17 protein-coding genes and 1 pseudogene are annotated in these 20060 nt (G+C 74.1%); 10 read left to right on the forward strand and 8 right to left on the reverse strand.

Annotated elements, in window-relative coordinates:
* Positions 1 to 217 precede the first annotated feature (217 nt).
* From E6U81_RS19825 to E6U81_RS19835, 3 genes and pseudogenes are all read right to left on the reverse strand, one after another.
* Positions 218 to 2059, reverse strand: a pseudogene (locus E6U81_RS19825) (hypothetical protein); the annotation flags it as partial.
* Between the two features lie 53 nt (positions 2060 to 2112).
* Positions 2113 to 3015, reverse strand: coding sequence for a hypothetical protein (locus tag E6U81_RS19830; protein ID WP_136231453.1), 903 nt, complete (start codon positions 3013 to 3015; stop codon positions 2113 to 2115).
* Between the two features lie 317 nt (positions 3016 to 3332).
* Complete coding sequence (locus tag E6U81_RS19835; RefSeq protein WP_240803915.1) at positions 3333 to 4835, reverse strand: hypothetical protein; 1503 nt, start codon at positions 4833 to 4835, stop codon at positions 3333 to 3335.
* A 117-nt stretch (positions 4836 to 4952) separates the two neighbouring features.
* On the opposite strand from E6U81_RS19835, the gene E6U81_RS19840 reads away from it, so the two are divergent.
* The 5 genes from E6U81_RS19840 to E6U81_RS19860 all read left to right on the forward strand — a co-directional run bounded on the left by E6U81_RS19840 (position 4953) and on the right by E6U81_RS19860 (position 8853).
* Positions 4953 to 5720 carry a 5-oxoprolinase subunit PxpA gene (locus tag E6U81_RS19840; RefSeq protein WP_136231606.1) on the forward strand — a complete coding sequence of 256 codons (768 nt, stop codon included), beginning with the start codon at positions 4953 to 4955 and terminating at the stop codon, positions 5718 to 5720.
* The gene (locus E6U81_RS19845; RefSeq protein ID WP_136231455.1) at positions 5717 to 6337 is read left to right on the forward strand and encodes an allophanate hydrolase subunit 1; all 621 of its coding nucleotides are present in this window, start codon (positions 5717 to 5719) and stop codon (positions 6335 to 6337) included. Before E6U81_RS19840 ends, E6U81_RS19845 begins: the two co-directional genes overlap by 4 nt.
* Positions 6334 to 7200, forward strand: coding sequence for a biotin-dependent carboxyltransferase family protein (locus tag E6U81_RS19850; RefSeq protein WP_136231456.1), 867 nt, complete (start codon positions 6334 to 6336; stop codon positions 7198 to 7200). The genes E6U81_RS19845 and E6U81_RS19850 overlap by 4 nt, the downstream gene beginning before the upstream one ends.
* A 73-nt stretch (positions 7201 to 7273) precedes the next feature.
* On the forward strand, positions 7274 to 7846 hold the full coding sequence (locus E6U81_RS19855; RefSeq protein ID WP_136231457.1) for an RNA polymerase sigma factor: 573 nt from the start codon (positions 7274 to 7276) through the stop codon (positions 7844 to 7846).
* A complete protein-coding gene (locus tag E6U81_RS19860) occupies positions 7843 to 8853 on the forward strand; it encodes a hypothetical protein (protein WP_136231458.1) in 1011 nt (336 codons plus the stop codon). Before E6U81_RS19855 ends, E6U81_RS19860 begins: the two co-directional genes overlap by 4 nt.
* 151 nt (positions 8854 to 9004) lie before the next feature.
* Here the strand turns inward: E6U81_RS19860 and E6U81_RS19865 are convergent, their stop codons facing one another.
* Together E6U81_RS19865 and E6U81_RS19870 are read right to left on the reverse strand one after the other, a co-directional pair.
* Positions 9005 to 10402, reverse strand: a complete 1398-nt coding sequence (locus E6U81_RS19865; protein WP_136231459.1) for a HEAT repeat domain-containing protein — start codon at positions 10400 to 10402, stop codon at positions 9005 to 9007.
* 321 nt (positions 10403 to 10723) lie between these two features.
* Positions 10724 to 11140, reverse strand: coding sequence for an ankyrin repeat domain-containing protein (locus tag E6U81_RS19870; RefSeq protein ID WP_031154880.1), 417 nt, complete (start codon positions 11138 to 11140; stop codon positions 10724 to 10726).
* A gap of 302 nt (positions 11141 to 11442) precedes the next feature.
* Here E6U81_RS19870 and E6U81_RS19875 point away from each other — a divergent pair, with 302 nt between their 5' ends.
* Together E6U81_RS19875 and E6U81_RS19880 are read left to right on the forward strand one after the other, a co-directional pair.
* Positions 11443 to 11637: a hypothetical protein gene (locus E6U81_RS19875; protein WP_030031218.1), complete on the forward strand. Its 195-nt coding sequence runs from the start codon at positions 11443 to 11445 to the stop codon at positions 11635 to 11637.
* 69 nt (positions 11638 to 11706) lie between these two features.
* Complete coding sequence (locus E6U81_RS19880; RefSeq protein ID WP_136231460.1) at positions 11707 to 13278, forward strand: hypothetical protein; 1572 nt, start codon at positions 11707 to 11709, stop codon at positions 13276 to 13278.
* A 309-nt stretch (positions 13279 to 13587) separates the two neighbouring features.
* Here E6U81_RS19880 and E6U81_RS19885 read toward each other — a convergent pair whose 3' ends face one another.
* The gene (locus tag E6U81_RS19885; RefSeq protein WP_136231461.1) at positions 13588 to 15090 is read right to left on the reverse strand and encodes a PLP-dependent aminotransferase family protein; all 1503 of its coding nucleotides are present in this window, start codon (positions 15088 to 15090) and stop codon (positions 13588 to 13590) included.
* A 160-nt stretch (positions 15091 to 15250) separates the two neighbouring features.
* On the opposite strand from E6U81_RS19885, the gene E6U81_RS19890 reads away from it, so the two are divergent.
* The 3 genes from E6U81_RS19890 to E6U81_RS19900 all read left to right on the forward strand — a co-directional run bounded on the left by E6U81_RS19890 (position 15251) and on the right by E6U81_RS19900 (position 18180).
* Positions 15251 to 16021, forward strand: coding sequence for a glycerophosphodiester phosphodiesterase (locus E6U81_RS19890; RefSeq protein ID WP_136231462.1), 771 nt, complete (start codon positions 15251 to 15253; stop codon positions 16019 to 16021).
* A 67-nt stretch (positions 16022 to 16088) separates the two neighbouring features.
* On the forward strand, positions 16089 to 17492 hold the full coding sequence (locus E6U81_RS19895) for an MFS transporter (protein WP_136231463.1): 1404 nt from the start codon (positions 16089 to 16091) through the stop codon (positions 17490 to 17492).
* A gap of 313 nt (positions 17493 to 17805) precedes the next feature.
* Positions 17806 to 18180 carry an RNA polymerase-binding protein RbpA gene (locus tag E6U81_RS19900; RefSeq protein WP_007262928.1) on the forward strand — a complete coding sequence of 125 codons (375 nt, stop codon included), beginning with the start codon at positions 17806 to 17808 and terminating at the stop codon, positions 18178 to 18180.
* A gap of 82 nt (positions 18181 to 18262) precedes the next feature.
* On the opposite strand, the gene fxsA is transcribed toward E6U81_RS19900, so the two are convergent.
* Complete coding sequence (gene fxsA / locus E6U81_RS19905) at positions 18263 to 18856, reverse strand: FxsA family membrane protein (RefSeq protein ID WP_136231464.1); 594 nt, start codon at positions 18854 to 18856, stop codon at positions 18263 to 18265.
* A gap of 88 nt (positions 18857 to 18944) precedes the next feature.
* The gene (locus E6U81_RS19910; protein ID WP_136231465.1) at positions 18945 to 19754 is read right to left on the reverse strand and encodes a polyprenol monophosphomannose synthase; all 810 of its coding nucleotides are present in this window, start codon (positions 19752 to 19754) and stop codon (positions 18945 to 18947) included.
* Positions 19755 to 20060: the final 306 nt, after the last annotated feature.

Genomic DNA, 20060 nt, shown 5'->3' on the forward strand with positions numbered 1-20060 from the left:
ACACACGCGACGCGTCGTCCGTTCACCGCGCTCGGCCGAAGCGACACATCGGCCGGGTCGGCGGCAAGAACGCCTCCCTCGGAAAGCTGACCGGACAGCTGACCGCGGCCGGCTTGCGTGTGCCGCCGGGGGCGCCCGGGCCTGCGGCGGACGGGCCGGTGGAGCCGTCGCCCGCGCGGGGCGAGGGCAGCGACACGTCCGCGGCGTCCGCGGCCGAGGGCAGCCCGAGGAGCTCGGCGAGGCGGGGGGACGCGGCGAGGGAGCCGGCGGCGCGGTGCTCGGCGTCGTGGGCGGCCTCGGCGGCCTCGGCGGCGTCGGCGGCGCGTGCGGCGGTCAGCTCGGCCCGGGATTCCGCGGCGGCGGCCTCACGGGCGGCCTCGGCGGCGGCGCGGGCCGCCTCGCGGGATTCGTCCCAGGCGGCCACGGCGGCCTTCTCGGCGTCGGCTGCGGCGAGCGCGGCGCGCGCCGGGTCGGCGTCGGGCGCGGAGTCGTCGAGCCAGCCGGCGCGGACGGCCTCGGCGGTCTCCTGCTGGACCTCGCTCAGCCTGGCCCTGAGGTGTTCGGCCTCGCTGCGGGCCCGCTGGGCGGCCGTGGCGGCGGCGGTGGCGTCGCGGTGGGAGTCCTCGCCGGTGGCCTGGAGGGCGGCGGAGCGCTCCTCCTCCTCGTTGGCGACCCGCTCGCCCTCCTCGGCGGCGGTGTGCAGGGCCCGTACGAGTTCACCCGCGGCCGTGGCGCGGGCGGCCAGCGCCGGGGCGGCGTCCCGCTCGGCCTCCAGGATCGCGGCGGCGACGCGCGCGGAGCGGTCGGCGGCGGCGCGGTGGCGCAGCACGGTCTCGGCGGCCTGCCAGGCGGAGTGCAGCGTGCGCGCTTCGAGGAGTTCGCGGCGCTGGGCGGCGGCGGCCTTGTCGGCGACGGTGAGGGCCAGGGAGGCGTGCCGGTAGGCGAGTTCGGCGGAGACGGCCGCGCTGCGGGCGCGGGCGGACTCGGCGGCGGTGACGTCGTGGGCGGCGGCGGTGACCCGCTGGGCGAGGTCGGCGGCCCGGCCGCGCTCCTCGGCGGCGCGGGCGGACAGCCGGCGGGCGAGGGTGCGGGTGCGGCGTTCGGCGCCCGCGTGGACGTCGCGCAGCCGGGAGCGGGTCGCCGCGGCCTCGACGATCTTGGTGAGCAGGTCCACCGAGCCGGCGGTGAAGTCGCGTTCGGCCATGAGCTCGGCGCGGCGGCCGAGCTTGTTGCCGAAGCCGTGGACGAGGTCGGCGAGGCCGTCCGTGTCACGGGTGTCGGTGACGGCGCGCAGCAGCAGGTCGGTGAAGTCGGAGTCCTTCTTGACCGCGAAGAGCCCGGCCGCCTCGCCCTCGTCGGCGTTCATCTCGCGCTGGTAGCGGAAGAGTTCCGGGTCGAGGCCGAGCTCGGTGAGGTGCTCGTTCCAGCGGTCGTGGATCTCCTCGAAGCAGACCTCGAGGTGCGGGTAGGCCTTGCCCGCCTCGGTGAGCGCGTCGCGGAAGCCCTTCATCGTGCGGCGGCGGCCCTGCGCGCCGGAGGCACCTTCGACGGGCGGGCGCACGGCGGTGGACTCGGCCACGGGCAGGCTGTCGAGGCTCAGCCCCGGGCCGGGGCGGAAGGAGTACCAGGCCTCGGCGAACTTGCGGGGGTCGTTGGAGACCTGCCGGCCGCGCCATTCGCTGACCTTGCCGACGACCACGCACTCGCCGGTCTGGGTGTGCTGCCACTCCAGGGCCACGTGGCCGCAGTCGTCGGCGAGCAGGAACTTGCGCAGGACGCCGGAGCTGGCACCGCCGAGGGTGTTGCGGTGGCCGGGGAGCATCACCGAGAAGATCAGCTTGAGGAGGACGGACTTGCCGCCGCCGTTCTCCAGGAAGAGGACACCGGCGGGCGCGGGGCGGCGCGGCGGCCCGGTCGGCTCCTCCTCGAAGAACTCCGCCTGGGTCGGCGCCGGGTGGGGCACCGGCTCGCCGACCCCGCGCAGGTCGAGCACGGTGTCGGCGTAGCGCGCGCCGGCGGGCCCGATGGAGTAGAGGCGGATCCGGGACAGCTCGTACATGGCGGCGGACTCTCGTGGTGTCTGGGTGAGGCAGGGTCTACGGGGATCGGGACTCAGGCGTGGAAGGGCAGCCCGGCGTCGGCGGCCAGCTCCAGGTCGTCGCCCTCGGGCGGCGGCAGGAGGGTGGCGGAGCCGTCGCTGACGGGGACCACGCCGAGTTCCAGGAGCTCGGCCATGGCCGAGCTGCCCGCCATGTCGCGGACCTGGAGCTGGTAGCGGGGGGTGGTGCGGTAGGTGCCGCCGGACTCGTCCCCGGTGCGCTGGAGGAAGCCGGATTCGGTGAGGAAGGCGGCGGCCTTGCCGACGATGCCGGTGGTGGAACCGGCGAGGCGGCGGGCGTCCTTGGTGGCGCCGGTCGCGCTGCGGCGGGCGTAGACGCGCCAGGCGGCCTCCAGGCCGGGGGCGTCGGAGGCCGGGTCGGTGTTCTCGCCGAGCTCCTCGGCGCGCTCCTCCAGGCGGCGGCAGGTCTGCCGGACGAAGGCGTCGACGCCGTTGACGGTGATGCGGCCGATGTAGCCGTCGTCGGCGAGGTCCTCGGGGCGCGGGAAGGCGAGGGCGGCGACGGCGAGGTGGGCGAGGCCGTGCAGGAACCGGTCGGCGGAGTCGGCGGCGGTACGGCGGGCGTAGTCGCCCATCCGGACGGCGAAGACGGAGTCCTCGTCCGCGGCCACGGCCATGCCGGCGCGCGGGGACACCTCCAGGACGACGAGGCCGAGGCCGGTCGCGACGGCGTCGGCGAGGCGTCCGAAGGCGGGCTCCTCGCGGTAGCGGCGGAGCAGTTCGGCGTATTCGGCGTCGCGGGCGGGGGCCAGCTTGGGCTGGAGCCCGAAGGCGACGAGCCGGGCCGCGTCGGCGGCGTCCGCCGGGGTCACGGACCCTCCGGTGGCGGGCGCGACGGGAGCCGACGGGGTGTCGGGCTCGCTCCACGCGGGGTGCTCGGCGTGGTGGTCGCTCACGGGCGGGTCTCCTCGGCGGTGCGGGGCGTACGGGGCGTACGGGGCGTACGGGGGCGTACGGGGAATGCGGTTCGGCTCTGCTGGCGTGCGGGCAGGGTGCACGGGCGTGCGGTGCGGCTGCGGGGCGCGGTGGCGGTCGGCGCGGGAGCCGGGGTTCCCGGGGCTCCGCCCCGGACCCCGCGCCTCAAACGCCGGCAGGGCCGGATGCGGGGGCGGCGGGGCCGGGTTCAGCACGGGCCGAGCTGGATGGGGTCCCGGCGGGGCTGGTCGAGGCGCGGCCGGAGCAAGGGCACGGCAGCCACGGCAGCCACGGCAGGTCATGACGCCTCCGCGCGGTCGGCGGCCATGCCGGCGGCGTCGAGGAGGGCGGTGCCGACGATGAGGTCGGCGCCGCCGAACTCGGGGTCGTCGAGCTGCGTGCCGTCGTCCACGGCGAAGAGCAGCCGCTCCTCGCCCTGGCGGTAGGCAGTGCCGACGGCCGGGCTCGCGGCGTGGACGGCCAGCAGGGCCACCAGGTAGGGCAGTTCGGCGTCGCTGCGGCGGGCCTCCGCGAGGAGCCCGGACAGCCGGCGCGGGGCGTCGTGCGGCAGGTCCAGGAGCTGCATCGCGGCGGCGAGCTGCTCCTCGCTGAAGCGGCTGTCGTCCGGGGTGGCGATCAGGTCCGGCTCCGGCATCTCCGCGCCGAGGTGCTCGCGCTCCACCGGCGGCGTGAGCAGGATCTCGACGAGGTCGGCCACCCGCACCGAGACGGGCGTGCGCAGCCCCGCGCCGGCGGCGAAGAAAGCGTCGGTGACCCGGCGCGCCTGCTCCACGGGCAGCGGCAGGATCGGGGCGACCAGCTGGCCGTACAGGTCGATGCCGGTGCGCGGCGCGGGGGCGGCGAAGGCCTGGCGATCCTGCTCGGCGCGGAACAGCGGGCCCGCGTCCAGCAGCCGGGACTGCAGCTGGGTGTGGCGGCGGATGCAGTCCTTGACGATGTCGACGAGCTCGGCGGCGCGGCGCTTGTTCTCCGGCTCCTCGGCCTCGTCGCGCGCCCTGCGGATGTTGGTCAGGATCGCGTTCTCGTGGCGGTAGCGGTCGGCGACGTGCTCGAGGGCCTCGGCGATCATGTCCGGGACGGCCTGCAGCCAGTCCACCGCGCGGACGTTGCGCCGGGTCGCGTCCAGGGTCCGGCGCAGGGTCTCGGCGTACTGCACGGTCCGGTAGCGGGCCTGTTCGGCGGCCAGCTGGGCGTCCGCCAGCCGCCCGCGGCTGATCAGCACCTCCAGCTTGACCTCGGCGGCGATCTGGGCGCTGGTGACGTCGGTGTCGAGGGCGCCGACCAGGACGTTGACGGCCTCGTCGGTGGTGCGCAGGTAGACCGCGCCGCCGTAGGGGACCTCTTCGACCAGCTTGAAGTCGTAGTCGCGGCGCACGTAGACGCCGTCGGCGCCGAAGGTGCCGTAGATCGCGCGGAAGCCGCGGTCCACGCTGCCGACGTTGATCAGGTTCTCCAGCACCCAGCGGGCCACCCGCTCGTGCTCGGCCGCCGGCCGCGACGGGGCCTGGGCCGCGACGCGCGGCAGCAGCCTGGCCACTATCTGCTCGTGGTCGGCGCCCGTGTCGAAGTCCATGTTGAGCGTGACCAGGTCGATCGCGGCCAGCGCGACCTCCGCCATCGCGTAGACGCCGTACTCGCCCGCCAGATTGGCCTTGCGTACGTCGAGGTCGTGCAGCGGGGCGGTGCAGGCGAGGGCGCGCAGCCGCCGGGCCAGGCCCTCGTCGGCGGCCGGGCCCGGCGCCGGGGACGGAAGGGTCTTCGCCGGGGCAGGGAGAGTCACGGACAAAGACTAGGTCCTGTTACTGACAACATCCCAAACGGCATGGTTCGGCCGGATCGTCCCCCGGCCCCCCTGCTCTACGCTCGGCGCATGGCTTCCATGATCGCATCCACTCCGGTGATCGACCTCAACGCCGATCTCGGCGAGGGGTTCGGGCGCTGGACGCTCACCGACGACGAGGCCCTGCTCTCCGTGGTGACGAGCGCCAACGTCGCCTGCGGCTTCCACGCCGGGGACCCGTCCATCATGCGCCGGGTCTGCGAGCTGGCCGCCGAGCGCGGTGTGCGGATCGGCGCCCAGGTCTCCTACCGCGACCTGGCGGGCTTCGGCCGGCGCGCCATGGACGTGCCGCCCGACGAGCTCGCCGACGAGGTGGCCTACCAGATCGGCGCGCTGGAGGTGTTCGCGCGGGCGGCCGGATCCCGGGTGTCCTACGTGAAACCGCACGGCGCCCTCTACAACCGGACCGTGCACGACGCCGGCCAGGCCGCCGCCGTCGTCGCGGGCGTCCGGCTGGCGGCGGGGGCCGGGGCCACCGGTGGCCTGCCCGTCCTGGGGCTGCCCGGCTCGCTCCTGCTCGCCGCCGCCGAGGAGGCGGGGCTGGCTCCGGTGCCGGAGGCGTTCGCCGACCGCGCGTACACCCCGGCCGGGACGCTGGTGCCGCGCAGGGAGCCCGGATCGGTGCTGCACGACCCGGACGCGGTGGTGGCACGGGCCGTGGGGATGGCCGCCGGGGGCACGGTGGAGGCCGCCGACGGCTCCGCCGTGCCCGTGGCCGCGCGGTCGCTCTGCCTGCACGGGGACACCCCCGGGGCGGCCGGTCTGGCGCTGCGCGTGCGGGAGGCACTGGGCGCAGCCGGGGTGCGGGTGGAGGCGTTCGCGTGAGGACGCTGGTGGTGGGCGCGCAGGCGCTGCTCGTCGAACTGGACTCGGCCGACGAGGTCGCCGCGCTCCACGCCGAGCTGCTGCGCCGCCGGGACGCGGGCGCGCTGGGCCCCGTACGGGACGTCGTGCCCGCGGCCCGGACCGTACTGCTGGACGGCGTGGCGGACCCCGCCGCGCTCGGGGCCCGGATCGCGCGCTGGGAGGTAGCGCCGCTCACCCGCGAGGAGGGACCGCTGGTCACCGTCCCGGTGCGCTACGACGGGCCGGACCTGGCGGAGGTGGCCCGGCTGTGGGGGGTGGCCCCCGGGGAGGTGCCGGCCATCGTCGGCGCCATCGGGTTCCGGGTGGCGTTCTGCGGCTTCGCGCCGGGCTTCGGCTATCTGACGGGGCTGCCGGAGCACCTCCACCTGCCGCGCCGGGACACTCCGCGCACGTCCGTCCCGGCGGGCTCGCTGGCGCTGGCGGGCGAGTACGCCGGGGTGTACCCGCGCTCCTCCCCCGGCGGCTGGCAGCTGATCGGCTCCACCGACGCGGTGCTCTGGGACGCGGAGCGGGAACCGGCGGCGCTGTTCGCGCCGGGGGTCCGGGTGCGGTTCACGCAGGAGCAGCGGGCGTGACCGGGCTGCTGGTGGTACGGCCTGGGGCGCTGACCACGGTCCAGGACCGCGGCCGCCCCGGATACGCGCACCTCGGGGTCCCGCGGTCGGGAGCGCTGGACACGGCGGCGTACGCGCTGGCGAACAGGCTGGTCGGCAACCCGCCCGGCGCGGCGGTGCTGGAAACCACCCTCGACGGGGTGTCGCTGCGCGCCGCGGCTGCGACGGTCGTGGCGGTCACGGGCGCGCCCTGTCCGGTACGGATCTCCGGGCGCCCGGTGGCCTGGGGAGCGCCGGTCCGGCTGCCGGCCGGGGCGGAGCTGGAGGTGGGCCGGGCGGAGTCGGGGCTGCGCGGCTACGTCGCGGTGCGGGGAGGCCTGGCCGTCCCGCCGGTCCTGGGCAGTCGCTCCACGGACCTGCTGTCGGGCCTCGGGCCGCCGGTCCTGTCGGCCGGGACGGTGCTGCCGGTGGGCCCCGCGGGTCCGGACCCGGTGTCCGGGGCGGACGCGTACGGGCTGCCCGCGGCGCCGTCGGAACTGCTGCTCCCGCTGTGGCTCGGGCCGCGGGCGGACTGGTTCACCGGGGCGTCCCTCGCCGGGCTGTGGCGCTCGGCGTTGCGGGTGTCGCCGCGTTCCAACCGGATCGGTCTGCGCACGGAGGGGGGTCCCGCGCTGGTCCGCGCCCGGGCCGGGGAGCTGCCGAGCGAGGGCATGGTGCTGGGCGCGGTCCAGGTGCCCCCGGACGGCCTGCCGGTGGTGTTCCTGGCCGACCACCCGGTGACCGGCGGCTACCCGGTGGTGGGCGTGGTCCCGCCGGGCCCTGCCCTGGACGCGGCCGCGCAGGCCCGTCCGGGTACTGCGGTGAAGTTCGTACGGGCCCGATGAAACGTTTTCCGGGGCTGCGGCCAAGTACCGGGTGAGGGGACCGACCGGGTCCCCGGCTCAGGGGAGGAACCGGGTGCACAGCCCACGACACGAGACCGGCCCACCGGATCTCACGACGGCCGAGGGATTCGGGGCGTTCTACGAGGACCACATCGACGCCGTCCTCGGGTTCGTCACCCGCCGGGTCGCCGATCCGCACCTGGCGGCCGATCTGACGGCGGACATCTTCCTCGCGGCGATGGGTTCGGCCGGCACGTACCGGGGTCACAGGGGAGCCCCGGTCGCCTGGCTGTTCGGCATCGCCCGGAACATCCTGGCCGGCCACGCCCGCGGAAGGGCGCGGGAGAGCGGAGCGCTGGCGCGCCTGAGCGGACGACGCCTGCTCGACGACGAGGACGTGGCCGCGCTGGAGGAGCGCATCGATGCCGAGCGGGCCTTCAGGGAGCTGGCCGAGCGCCACGCCGCCCTGTCCGAGCCGCTGCGAGCCGTCCTCGACCTCGTGGTGGTGGACGAGCTGACCCCGGCCGAGGCCGCGCAGGCCCTCGGCATCACCCGGGCGACGGTCCGCGTCCGCCTGCACCGTGCCCGGCGCGCCCTGCGCGCCTCGGGCCCCGTGAGCGAGTCCCAGCTGGAGGTAGCCCGATGATCAGCAGGCCCCGCGGCTTCGAGGACCGCCTGAAGGCGGCGCTCCTGGCCCGCCTCCCGGAGACGCCGCCTCCGACCCCGGCCCGCTCCTTCGCCCGGCGGTACGGCGTCCCCCTCGCGGTGGGCGCGGCGACGGTGGCGGTCGTCGCGGTGATGACCGTGCCGGGGAGCACCCGAGACGGGTCCCGGCCCGCCGACGGTCCCACGGTAGGGCCGAGCCCGTCGGCCACGGGCGCGCCCGAGATCAGGAAGGACCCGGACGGCGCGCTGCGGTTCGGGATGCCGGAGCCCGGTCAGGTCCCGGCGCTCGTGGACGCACTGAAGAAGCTGGGCGTGCCGGCGGTGCTGGTCCCGATGCGGCCGCGATCGCAGTGCTCCGAAATGGGTGGGGGCTACCGCGGGCCGCAGGCGGACCCAGAGGCCGAGGTCATGCAGCGCTCCGCTGACGGCTTCACCGTCAAGGTCGACGCCAAGACGGTGCCACCGGGCTACGCGATCACCTTCACTTGGGCGGACTACTACCCGTTCGGCGAGAGCCGCAGTATCGGCATCGGAGTGATCGAGGCCTCCAAGGTCCCGTCCTGCACCGTCGACTACTCCGAGGGCTTGGAGGACGTGCTGAAGGCGGGCTCCGGCTATTTCGCGGGAGAGCCCGCAGGCACCATCCGCATTCCCCTGCCCAAGGCCGGTGAACTGCCCGAAGTGGTGCGCAGTCTGCAGGCGCAGGGGGTCAGCGTCGCGGTGAGCGAGTCGAAGGCCGCAGCGGAGTGCCCGCATCAGGGTGGCGGGTACCGCGGTCCGCAGGCAGACCCCGAGGCCGAGCTGCGGACCCCGAAGGACCTGGACAACTTGAAGATCAATTCCAAGACGGTCCCGCCGGGGTACACGCTCGTCTTCAGGAAGCCGACGGACCCCTCGCAAAGGGTCGGAGCCGGTGTGAAGGAGACGTCGAGGGTCACGCCCTGCGAGATCGACTTCTGGTTGGACGCTCCCTCGCCGCCGAACTGACCGCCCCGGGCGCCGCACCCGGTGGCACGGCCCTCCGCCCCGGTCCCGTCACGGGGGCCGGGGCGGACGGGTATCCGGGGCGGACCGGAACGCGGCGCGCCCGGGCTCCGTCGTCGCGGGGCCCGGGCGCGGGGGTTCGGCTGCCGGGGGCCTACACGGCCGACTCCGGGGTGATGCGGCTGCGGACGGCGGACTGCACGTCCTCCTCCTCCGCCGGATCCGCCGCCAGGCGGCGCAGGCGGGGGGCCACACGGGCGTCGGCCGTCTCGGCGTGGCGTGCGGCGACCTCGCGGGTGGTCTCCTCGCAGTCCCAGAGGCATTCGACGGCGAAGCCTGCGGCGAAGGAGGGGTCCGTGCTGGCGAGGGCCCGTGCGGCGCGGCCGCGCAGGTGGGACGAGGACGTCTCGCGGTAGACGTGGCGCAGTACGGGGGCCGCGCAGCCGATGGCGAGCCGGCCCGCTCCGTCCACCAGGGCGAACAGCCGCTGCGTGTCGGGGCCCGAACCGCGGACGGTGGAGCGCAGCGCGCTCAGGACCAGGGGTGCGTCCTCGGCTCCGCCCCGGGCGGCCAGGACGGCCGCGGCGGCCTCGCCGAGGGCGTCGGGGCGGTGCACCCAGCGGCGGGCCCGCTCGACGGCCCCGGGGCCGCACATGCGCTCGTACGCGGCCACGGCGGGCTCGTCGGCGGCGGCTTCGATCAGGTCCAGCACGGCCGGGTTGTCCGGTTCGGCGAGGACCAGGTGGTGCAGGGCGGTGGCCCGGGCGGCCTCGCCGTCGGCGCCGGCGGCGGCCGCGAGGATCGCGGAGCGGTCCTCGGGCTGGGCCACGGCGGCCAGGCAGCGGGCGGCGGGCACGTGCAGCGGGGTGCCGCGGCGCAGGCCGTCGGCAGCCCACTCGAAGACGGCCTGGACGCCCCAGCCGGGGCGGGGTCCGCTCGGGGTCAGCTGGCGCTGCCAGCGGTCGAAGGAGCCCTGGCGGCGGGCTGCGCTCAAGCGCTCCCCGTACAGCGGGGACTCCTCCCACAGACACCACGGCCGGGGCTCGTAGGCGTCGCGGACGGCGGCGGCCAGCCGCGCCTCGCCCTCCGCCGTGGCGGGGAAGCGGGCGAGGACGGGTGCGGCCAGTGACCGCAGCCCCTCGTCGTCGTCGCGCAGGGCGAGCTCGTCGAGGGCCCAGGCCCAGTTGGCTCCGGACGCGGCGTAGCGGCGCAGCAGCATGAGTGCGTCGTCGCGTTCGTACGAGGCCAGGTGGCCCAGTACGGACAGGGCGAGGCCCGTGCGGTGGTCCGTGTCGTCGACGAGGTCGTCGGCGCTGAAGAGGTGGCTCTCGATCTCGCCGAGGGGGCCGTCGAGGTCCAGGTAGAGCCTGGCGTAGTACAGCGAGCGGTTCTCGACCTGCCAGTCCTGGCGCGGATCACGGAGCACGCACTGGTTGAGGGCCGCGAGGGCCTCCGCCCTGGGCGCCGCGAGTGCGTGCAGCGTGCCGTCGCCACGGCCCCGCTGGAGGAGGCCGAGCAGGGTACCGCTCGGCGCTATGACTGGTTCGAACATGGGAATGGCCTCAAATCAAGCTGGGGACGCAACCGGGAATCGGGATTCACAGGGCCGCGTAACAGCATGTGAGGACGTCCGCCGTCTTGTTCCGCTCGATGTAGACCATTGCCTTCTCACTCTCGTCGGTGGTTCGTGATCAAGGGGTGGCCGGACCGGGCCCGGGCACTTTTCGTGTCCTGGCCGTCTGCCCGTCCCCCGTGCTCGCGAATCGAATCCGACGCCATGATGGCCCAGCCGGTTTGTGCACCGCGACCACATTTACGGCCGCCGTGACCAACCTGTGAGCTCCGCGCCGGTCCCTGCCCGGCAAAAAGCGGATTACTGGGCTCCGAAGAGTTCCAGCAGGTCGGCCTTGGCGAACATGCGCGCCGTGTCCACCGCGGAGGGGGTTCCGGCGTTCGGGTCGGCCCCTCCGGCGAGCAGCGCGCGGATCACCGCCTCCTCGCCCTTGAAGACCGCGCCGGCGAGCGGGGTCTGGCCGCGGTCGTTGGCACGGTCGGCCTCGGCGCCGCGGGCCAGCAGGGCCGTGACGGTGTCCGCGTGGCCGTGGTAGGCCGCGAGCATGACGAGGGTGTCGCCGCGGTCGTTGGTGAGGTTCGCCGGGACCCCGGCGTCGAGGTACGCGGCGAGCCGGGCGCTGTCACCCTGGCGGGCGAGATCGAAGATCTTGGTCGCCAGCTCGATGACGTCCTCGTCGGGGCCTTCCGGAGAGGTGCCTTCGGGGTGCTCGCTCATCGTGCGTACCGCCTTTCACTCGCTGCTGGCATGAAGCTTCCCCAGGCCGTGCGGGCAGGGGGGTGCACCGCACTGCGTCCGTACGGGTGAATCGTCAGAGTAGCGCCCTGGCCTGCGCATGTCCGGGCCGGTCCGAGGGTTGGATCACCCAGGACCCCTGTCCGGCGGGCGCGCCAGCCGGGCTGAGCCGGTCAAGTGAAAAACCCCTTGATTCACCCGTATGCACCTTTTTTCGCATTGATACTTCCTGTGAGCCTGGAACAACTGATGGTGACTGTCCCCACCAACCAGGAGAACCTCTCATGGTCCTGTCCATCTCAGGCGTGGTCCTGCTCGGCATCATCTGCTTCCTGTTCTTCAAGAAGGACGGGATGAAGCTGACGCACGCGTTCGTCTGCTCGCTCTTCGGCTTCTTCCTCGCCGGCTCCGCCATCGCCCCGAGCATCACGGCGAGCACCGCGAGCCTCGCGAGCCTGCTCGGCGGGATCAAGCTCTAGCGGCCCCCCGAGCAGGAACTCCAGCCCCACCCGGAACACCTCTCACGACCACAACTCCAGGAGACGCCCGTGGCCCGGCGCCCACTTCCCCGCATTCTCAGCAGCGGCACCGCGTCGCTGGCCCGGGGCCGCGACTTCGCTCGCACGGCCGCCGACAGTGCCACGGACGTCCTCCATCCGCTCCTCGTCATCGGACGCGGCCTGCGCATCCTGGCCGCGGCCGGGCGGCGCAGATGGTCCGAGACCCCCAAGGACAAGCGCGGTCCCGCCCTGTTCCTGGGTGCCGCCTGCGTCCTCGTGGTCGCACTCGTCCCCTACGGCCCGCTCCTCGCCCTGATGACCCTCATGGCGGCGGCGGCCTGGCACGGGCGCGACCGCACCCCGGTGAAGACCGGACCCAGCGATGCCGAGGCCGAACGACTCGGCTCCCTCTACGAAGCCCTCGTGCCGTACTTCTCCATCCCGGAGGACCCCAGTCCGCTCTTCGCCCACGGCGGGGAGTGGGACAAGGCCTTCAGCGGCTACGAGTTCGACGAGGCGGGCCGGCTCACCCGGCTCCACATCCGCTACCCGGCCTACTTCACCGACGGCGAGGCCGCCTCACGGGCCCGGATCGAGGCACTGCTGCACGCAAAGTCCGGACGCGGACGGGAGTATCTCTTCGACTGGGACGAGGAGGGCAACCAGCTCGACCTGAGCGTGCTGGCGGCGCTGCCGACGGGCATCGCCGCCCAGCCGTTCGTCACTTCCCCGGGCGAGAGCGTGCTCGGCTTCACCGACTCGGGGAGCGTGCAGCGCACCCTGCCCGTACTGGAGGGCGAGCGGCCCCGCGACGTCCCGCCGGTCGTCTGGCGCACCGGCCCCCGCTCCACCGAGCCCCACCTGCTCGCGGTCGGCCAGCCCGGCAGCGGCACCTCCACCCTGCTCCGCTCCCTCGCGCTGCAGGCCCTGCGGCACGGCGGCGACGTCCTGATCGTCGACGGCGGCGGCAGCGGCGAGTACGCGTGCCTGTCCGGCCGGGCGGGCGTCCTCGCGGTGGAGTGCGGGCCGGTCGGCGCGGTGGCCACCCTGGAGTGGGCCGCGCAGGAGACCGAACGCCGGCTCATCGCCACCCACCGGGCCCGCGAGGCCGGCCGGCCCGCTCCGGAGGACACCCGGCGCCCGCTGTGGATCCTGCTGGACCAGCCGAGCGTGCTCGCGCACCTCGCGGTGGCCGAGGGCGGGCCGGACCCCATGACCCACCTCCAGGTGCCGCTTCGGCACGGGCGGCCCGCGCACGTCACGGTGGCCGTGGCCGAGCCGTTCGACCACCTGGAGCTGCTGCACGACGCCGTGTGGCAGCACACGCGTGCGCGGATCGTGCTCGGGGCCGCCTCGATCCAGCAGATCACCGACGTGCTGGGGCTGCCGCCGCACACCACGCCGACGACGCTCGTGCCGCCGGGGCGGGGGTACGCGCGGCTCGGCACGGGGCCGGTGCACCGGCTCCAGGTGCCGGCGACCCCGGACCCGTACGACGAGGCCACGCATCCGGCGCACCGGCAGGCCGTACTGGAACTCCTGCCGGAGCGGCAGCAGGCGCCGGGGACGGGCTTGGCCGAGGCGGTGGGTGCGGCGGCGCTGGACGCGCCGGAGCGGTAGCCCTGGCCGGGCGGTGCGGGGGCCCTGGCGGTGGGCCGGGCGGTGTTCTGGGCCCTGGCCGGGCGGGTCGGGGCCTGACCGGGGCCGAGGCCAGGCCGGGACCGAGGCCAGGCCGGGGCCAGGCCGGGGCCGAGGCCGGGGCCAGGCCGGGGCCGAGGCCAGGCCGGGGCCTGACCGGGGTTTGGTCCGGGACTCATGGTTAATGGCGCCCTGGCCCTCGCTCCGCGGGCGCGGGGCGATGCCGCGCCAACACATCACGTTCTACGTCGCTGACCACACCCCGCCCTGTCCCCCTCGGCCGCCGGGGCGTTACGCCACGAACGTGCGGGGGGGTTCGGCGCCGCTGTCGCCCGCGCCCTTGCCGACCAGGGTCGCTGCCGCCGCCAGGCGGCCGGCGGCTTCCTCCGCCACCGGTCCGCCCACCGTGAACGGCAGCCGGACGTAGCCCTCGAAGGCCCCGTCCACGCCGAACCTCGGACCCGAGGGGACCCTTACGCCGACCCGCTCGCCCACCTCGGCCAGGCGGGAGCCGGACAGGCCGCCCGCGCGGGCCCACAGCGTCAGACCGCCCGCCGGGACCTCGAACTCCCACTCCGGGAGCTCCCGCCGGACCGCCGCGACCAGTGCGTCACGGTTCTCCCGGGCCTGCTGCCTGCGGATCTCCACCGCCTCCTGCCAGCCGCCGGTCCGCATCAGCCAGTTCACCGCGAGCTGTTCCAGCACCGGCGTGCCGAGGTCGGCGTACGCGCGGGCCGCGACCAGGCTGCGGATGACGTCGGGGGCCGCGCGGACCCAGCCGATCCGCATGCCCGCCCAGAAGGCCTTGCTGGCGGAGCCGACGGTGATCACGGTGCTGCCGGCCGGGTCGAAGGAGCAGACCGGGCGGGGCATCTCCAGGTCCGGGTCCAGCTGGAGTTCGAGCATGGTCTCGTCGGCGACGAGGACGGTGCCCGCGGAACGGGCCGCCTCGACCATCGCGCGTCGCTGCTCATCGGAGGCGAGGGCTCCGGTGGGGTTGTGGAAGTCGGCCACCACGTAGGCGAGGCGCGGGGCCGAGTCGCGCAGGACCTGGCGCCAGACGTCCATGTCCCAGCCCGACAGTCCGTCGCCCATCGCGACCGGTACGAGGCGGACCCCGGCGGCGCGCATGAGCTGGAGGATGTTGGCGTAGGAAGGGGACTCGACGGCGATCCGCTCGCCGCGCCCGGCGAACAGGCTGCAGATGGCGTCGATGGCACCCATGGCCCCGGTGGTCACCATGATCTGCTCGGGCATGGTGGGGATGCCCTGCTCGGTGTAGCGGTCGGCGAGCATCCGGCGCAGCGCCGGCAGGCCCGCCGGATAGTCCCCGTGAGTGTGCGCGTACGGCGGCAGTTCCTCCAGGGCGCCCTGGACGGCCCTGGTCAGCCAGGGCTCGGGGGCGGGGAGGGCGGCGCATCCGAGGTCGATCATCGAGCCGAGGGACTCGGGCGGCAGCGGCTCCAGGCCCCGGGCGGGCAGCGGGTTGCCGGCCGGGACGGAGGTCCAGCTGCCGGCGCCGCGGCGGGATTCCAGGAAGCCCTCCCCGCGCAGGGCCTCGTAGGCGGCGGCGACGGTGGTGCGGCTGAGGGACAGGGCGACGGCGAGTTCGCGCTCGGCGGGGAGCCGGGCGGCGACCGGGACACGGCCCTCCAGGACGAGCAGCCGGATGCCGTCGGCGAGGGAGCGGTAGGCGGGCGGCTTGCGGGCGCCCGGTACGGAGGTCCGCTCCTGCTGCGAGGTGATGAGGCGGGCGAGCTGAGCGGCACCGACCGCTGAGGTCCATTCGGCCATGGCGTGCGGTCCACTTTCGTCCGATTGGCCTCGACGGAAGCCTCGATTGGATTGCTGTCCGGGGCACAGCGTGCCACGAGTCAGTCCACTTGCACCAGGGGCCGTATCCCGTTCACCGCGCGTACCACCGGTCCCCGCCGCCGCGGGGGATACTGCCGCCGTGACGCACGTACGCCTTCGCCATCCGTATCTGGACCACCCGGCTCCGATCCCCTTCGCGCACCGGGGAGGTGCCGCGGAAGGGCTGGAGAACACCGCCGCGGCGTTCCGCCGGGCCACCGGGGCCGGCTACCGGTACTTCGAGACCGATGTGCACGCCACGGCCGACGGCAAGCTCGTGGCCTTCCACGACTCCACCCTGGACCGGGTCACCGACGGCCGGGGCCGGATCGCCGAACTGCCCTGGAAGCAGGTCCGCGAGGCGCGGGTGGGGGGCACCGAGCCCCTGCCGCTCTTCGAGGAGCTGCTGGAGGAGTTCCCGGACGCGCGCTGGAACATCGACGTCAAGGCCGAATCGGCCCTGCACCCGCTGGTCAACCTGATCGCGCGCACCGGGATCTGGGACCGGGTCTGCGTGGGCTCCTTCTCGGAGAGCCGGGTGGCCCGCGCCCAGAGGATCGCCGGCCCGCGACTGGCGACCTCGTACGGCGTACGCGGGGTGGTCGGGCTGCGGCTGCGCTCGTACGCGATCCCGGCGGCGCTGCGCGTCGGGGCGGTGGCGGCCCAGGTGCCGGAGACCCAGGCGGGCATCCGTGTGGTCGACCGGCGCTTCGTCAGGACGGCGCACGAGCGGGGCCTGCAGGTCCACGTGTGGACCGTGAACGAACCGGAACGTGTGGAGGCTCTCCTCGACCTGGGTGTCGATGGCATCATGACCGACCACATCGACATGTTGCGCACGGTGCTGGACCGGCGCGGCGCCTGGGTCTGACCCGCTCTCGGCCGCCGTGAAGGGTGCGGCGGCCGACGCGGTACGGGACCACCGAGGGGGGCACCGAGTGAGCGCGGACAACAGCAGCAGGACCGAGGAAGCGGAACCGGGGGCGGAGGACGGCAGATCCACCGCCGCCGAGAAGGCGGCCGCCGCGGCCTCGCGCAAGCGCGAGCAGCGCGGCTGGTACTTCTACGACTTCGCCGTCTCGGTGTACTCGGCGAGCGTGCTGACGGTGTTCCTCGGGCCGTACCTGACGTCGGTGGCCAAGGCCGCCGCGGACGCCGAGGGCTTCGTGCACCCGCTGGGCATACCGGTGCGGGCAGGCTCCTTCTTCGCCTACTCGGTCTCGGCCTCGGTGATCCTGGCCGTCCTGCTGATGCCGCTCGCGGGCGCGGTCGCGGACCGGACGGGCCGCAAGAAGCCGCTGCTGGCGGTGGCCGCGTACACCGGGGCAACGGCGACGACCGCGATGTTCTTCCTGGGCGGCGAGCGCTACCTGCTGGGCGGCTTCCTGCTGATCGTGGCGAACGCCGCGCTGTCCGTGTCGATGGTGCTCTACAACGCCTACCTACCGCAGATCTCCACTCCGGACGAGCGGGACACGGTGTCCTCGCGCGGCTGGGCCTTCGGCTACACCGCCGGGTCCGTGATGCTCATCGCGAACCTGGCTCTCTACCTGGGGCACGACTCCTTCGGCGTCTCGGAGGGGACCGCGGTGCGGATCTGCCTCGCGGCGTCGGGCCTGTGGTGGGGCGCCTTCGCCCTGATCCCGCTGCGCCGGCTGCGGGACCGGGCGGTCGTGCGGGATCCGGGGGCGGCGCCGGCCGTCAGCGGCTGGAAGCAGCTGGTCGCCACCTTCAAGGACATGCGCCGCTACCCGCTGACGCTGTCGTTCCTGCTGGCGTACCTGATCTACAACGACGGCGTGCAGACGGTGATCTCCCAGGCCTCGATCTACGGCTCGGAGGAGCTGGAGCTGGAACAGGGCACCCTGATCGGGGCGGTGCTGCTGGTGCAGGTCCTGGCGGTCGGCGGCGCCCTGGGCATGGGCCGGCTGGCACGGATCTACGGCGCCAAGCGGACGATCCTGGGTTCGCTGGCCGCCTGGGCGGTGACGCTGGGAGTCGGCTACTTCCTGCCCGCGCGGACGCCGGTGTGGTTCTTCGCCCTGGCTGCCATGATCGGCCTGGTGCTGGGCGGCAGCCAGGCGCTGTCGCGGTCGCTGTTCTCGCACCTGGTGCCCGCGGGCAAGGAGGCCGAGTACTTCTCGGCGTACGAGATGAGCGACCGCGGCCTGAGCTGGGTGGGACCGCTCGTGTTCGGCCTGACCTATCAGGTGACGGGGAGCTACCGGGACGCGATCATCTCGCTGGTGGCCTTCTTCGCACTGGGGTTCCTGCTGCTCGCGCGAGTGCCGGTGCGGCGCGCGGTGGAGGCGGCGGGCAATCCTGTACCGGAACGCCTCTGAGACCGGGCACCCGCCTGTGCCCGGTCCGGATCCACGAGCGAATTCCGAACGGATTTAGACGTTGCGGCGAAGGGCCGGTAGTGTACGCCTTTGGCCTGCCAGGCGGACCGTTACTGCGCGCTAAAGAAGTCTAGACGTTGGGTGACATCTGCTGCCAGATGTGACAAAACGGGCACTGGTGGGTACAACAAGGGGCGGTACGACGGGCGACGCATGACCCGGAGCGGGAATCTATACCGCCGACCGGACGTTGACCGGATGACGACGACAGCGACACCTGTCCTGTGGGCGACAAGCCCGGGAGGCACGATTCATGAGTGAGCGAGCTCTCCGCGGTACGCGCCTCGTGGTTACCAGCTACGAGACGGACCGCGGCATCGATCTGGCCCCGCGCCAGGCGGTGGAGTACGCATGCCAGAACGGACATCGATTTGAGATGCCGTTCTCGGTTGAGGCAGAGATTCCGCCGGAGTGGGAGTGCAAGGCGTGCGGCGCCATGGCACTCCTGGTTGACGGGGACGGGCCCGAAGAGAAGAAGGGCAAGCCTGCGCGAACGCACTGGGACATGCTCATGGAGCGACGCACTCGCGAGGAGCTGGAGGAAGTGCTGGCCGAAAGGCTGGCGGTCCTGCGCTCCGGCGCCATGAACATTGCCGTGCATCCGCGGGACAGCCGCAAGTCCGCCTGACAGCCGGACGAACGCACAAGCCGAGGGGCCCCGCCACACAGTGTGTGGCGGGGCCCCTCGGCTTTCTCGTGCCGCTACGGCGTCACGGCGTGAGCGGCGGACGGTAGCTGGTGTCCGGGCCGCCCTGCGGGCCCGGCCGGTCCTCGCGGACGACCTCACCCTGGACGACCTTGCCGTCGGGGTAGTGGATACGGGCCTGCTGGAAGGCGTCACCGAAGCTGCCGGCGGGGGCCGCGGCCATCTTCCGCTCCAGGGAACGCGTGGCCCTGCGGCCGACCCAGGCCCGGACGGGAGGGAGCAGCAGGAGCAGGCCCGCGACGTCGGAGAGCAGGCCCGGCAGCATGAGGAGCAGACCGGCCAGCATGGTCAGGCCGTTGCCCTGGCCGGGCTGCTGCGGGGTGGGCTGCTGCCCCTGCTGCGCCTGCTGGAAGGTGTCCGTCAGGTTCTTGAAGGCCCGGCGCCCGGCGCGCTTGATGACCACCGCGCCCAGGACCAGGCCGCCGGCGATCAGCACGGCGACGGCCAGGCCGCCGGCCGCGTCGGCGACCATGCCGAGCAGCCAGATCTCCAGGATCAGCCAGGCGGCGATGGCCAGGGGGAGGAAGGTTCGGGCGGGCGAGCGCCGACGGGGGGCCGTCGGGGTGCCCGTTCGCAGGGATCCAGTGCCGGTCGTCATGGCATCCAGTGTGCCTGGGGCCGGATAAAAGTGTCCTCAGCCGGAGGTACGGGGCACCCCCTAGGGGGTCTCCCCCGGTCCGGCCCGGTCAGGCGCCGCCGTTCCGCTTCCCGCTGTCCTTGCCGCTGTCCTTGCCGCTGTCCTTGCCCAGCAGCTTGGCCGCCTGGGTCTTGAGGCCCCACTGGGTGACCCGCCAGAGGGCCTCCACGACGATGTCCTTGCTCATCTTGCTGTCGCCGAACTCACGCTCGACGAACGTGATGGGGACCTCCACCACGCGGAAACCCTTCTGCACGGCCCTGCGGGCCAGGTCCACCTGGAAGCAGTAGCCCGCGGAGGCCACCTCCTCCAGGCCCAGGCCCTCCAGGGTCTCGCGCCGGAAGGCGCGGTAGCCGCCGGTCACGTCGCGGATCGGGACGTCCAGCATCAGCCGGGAGTACGTCGAACCGCCCCGCGAGAGGAACTCACGGGTCTTGGGCCAGTTGACCACGCGGCCGCCCGGCACCCAGCGCGAGCCCAGGACCAGGTCGGCGCCGGCCAGCGCGGTCAGCAGGCGGGGCAGCTCCTCGGGCTGGTGGGAGCCGTCGGCGTCCATCTCGACGATCACGCCGTAGCCCTCGTCCAGGCCCCAGACGAAGCCCGCGAGGTAGGCGGCACCCAGCCCCTCCTTGCCCTTGCGGTGCAGGACGTGCACGTGGTCGTCACCGGCCGCGAGCTCGTCGGCGAGCTTGCCCGTGCCGTCGGGGCTGTTGTCGTCGGCGACCAGGACGTGGGCCTCGGGAACCGCCGCCCGGACGCGGCCGACGATCAGCCCGATGTTCTCCGCCTCGTTGTAGGTCGGAATGATCACCAAGGCTGTACCGAGCGGCCCGTAGGTCCGCTGTCCGCCGTCGCTCACTGAGTCCCCTTTTGTGCTCTTGCACGTCCTGTACGTCTGGTCGCAAAGGATGACTTTAGAACATCGGCCGCGGCCCGCCCCGGCGGTGCGGGCGCCTGCGGCCTCCCCGGGGGCGCCCCGGGCGGGTGATCGGGGCCCGCGGTCCTTCGGGCCGATCAGACTCCCGCTGGCTGCGGGCCGCCGTGACCGTTGTCTACTGGACCGCCGGACCCCGACCTGGGGCCACCCGCCGCCCGGCGAAACCTTCCCTCGCCCCCGAGGCGCGGGCGCGCTGAGCAGACGGATCCGTCCGGCACGACGTCCTGT

It is taken from the genome of Streptomyces sp. A0592 (genome assembly GCF_004795115.1).
GTDB lineage: Bacteria > Actinomycetota > Actinomycetes > Streptomycetales > Streptomycetaceae > Streptomyces > Streptomyces erythrochromogenes.

What these genes read in the sequence shown, in the direction of transcription:
- E6U81_RS19860 (WP_136231458.1), top strand. Translation starts at nt 7,843, where the DNA reads ATGATCAGCAGGCCCCGCGGCTTCGAGGACCGCCTGAAGGCGGCGCTC.
- E6U81_RS19865 (WP_136231459.1), bottom strand. Translation starts at nt 10,402, where the DNA reads ATGTTCGAACCAGTCATAGCGCCGAGCGGTACCCTGCTCGGCCTCCTC.
- E6U81_RS19870 (WP_031154880.1), bottom strand. Translation starts at nt 11,140, where the DNA reads ATGAGCGAGCACCCCGAAGGCACCTCTCCGGAAGGCCCCGACGAGGAC.
- E6U81_RS19875 (WP_030031218.1), top strand. Translation starts at nt 11,443, where the DNA reads ATGGTCCTGTCCATCTCAGGCGTGGTCCTGCTCGGCATCATCTGCTTC.
- E6U81_RS19885 (WP_136231461.1), bottom strand. Translation starts at nt 15,090, where the DNA reads ATGGCCGAATGGACCTCAGCGGTCGGTGCCGCTCAGCTCGCCCGCCTC.
- E6U81_RS19900 (WP_007262928.1), top strand. Translation starts at nt 17,806, where the DNA reads ATGAGTGAGCGAGCTCTCCGCGGTACGCGCCTCGTGGTTACCAGCTAC.
- fxsA (WP_136231464.1), bottom strand. Translation starts at nt 18,856, where the DNA reads ATGACGACCGGCACTGGATCCCTGCGAACGGGCACCCCGACGGCCCCC.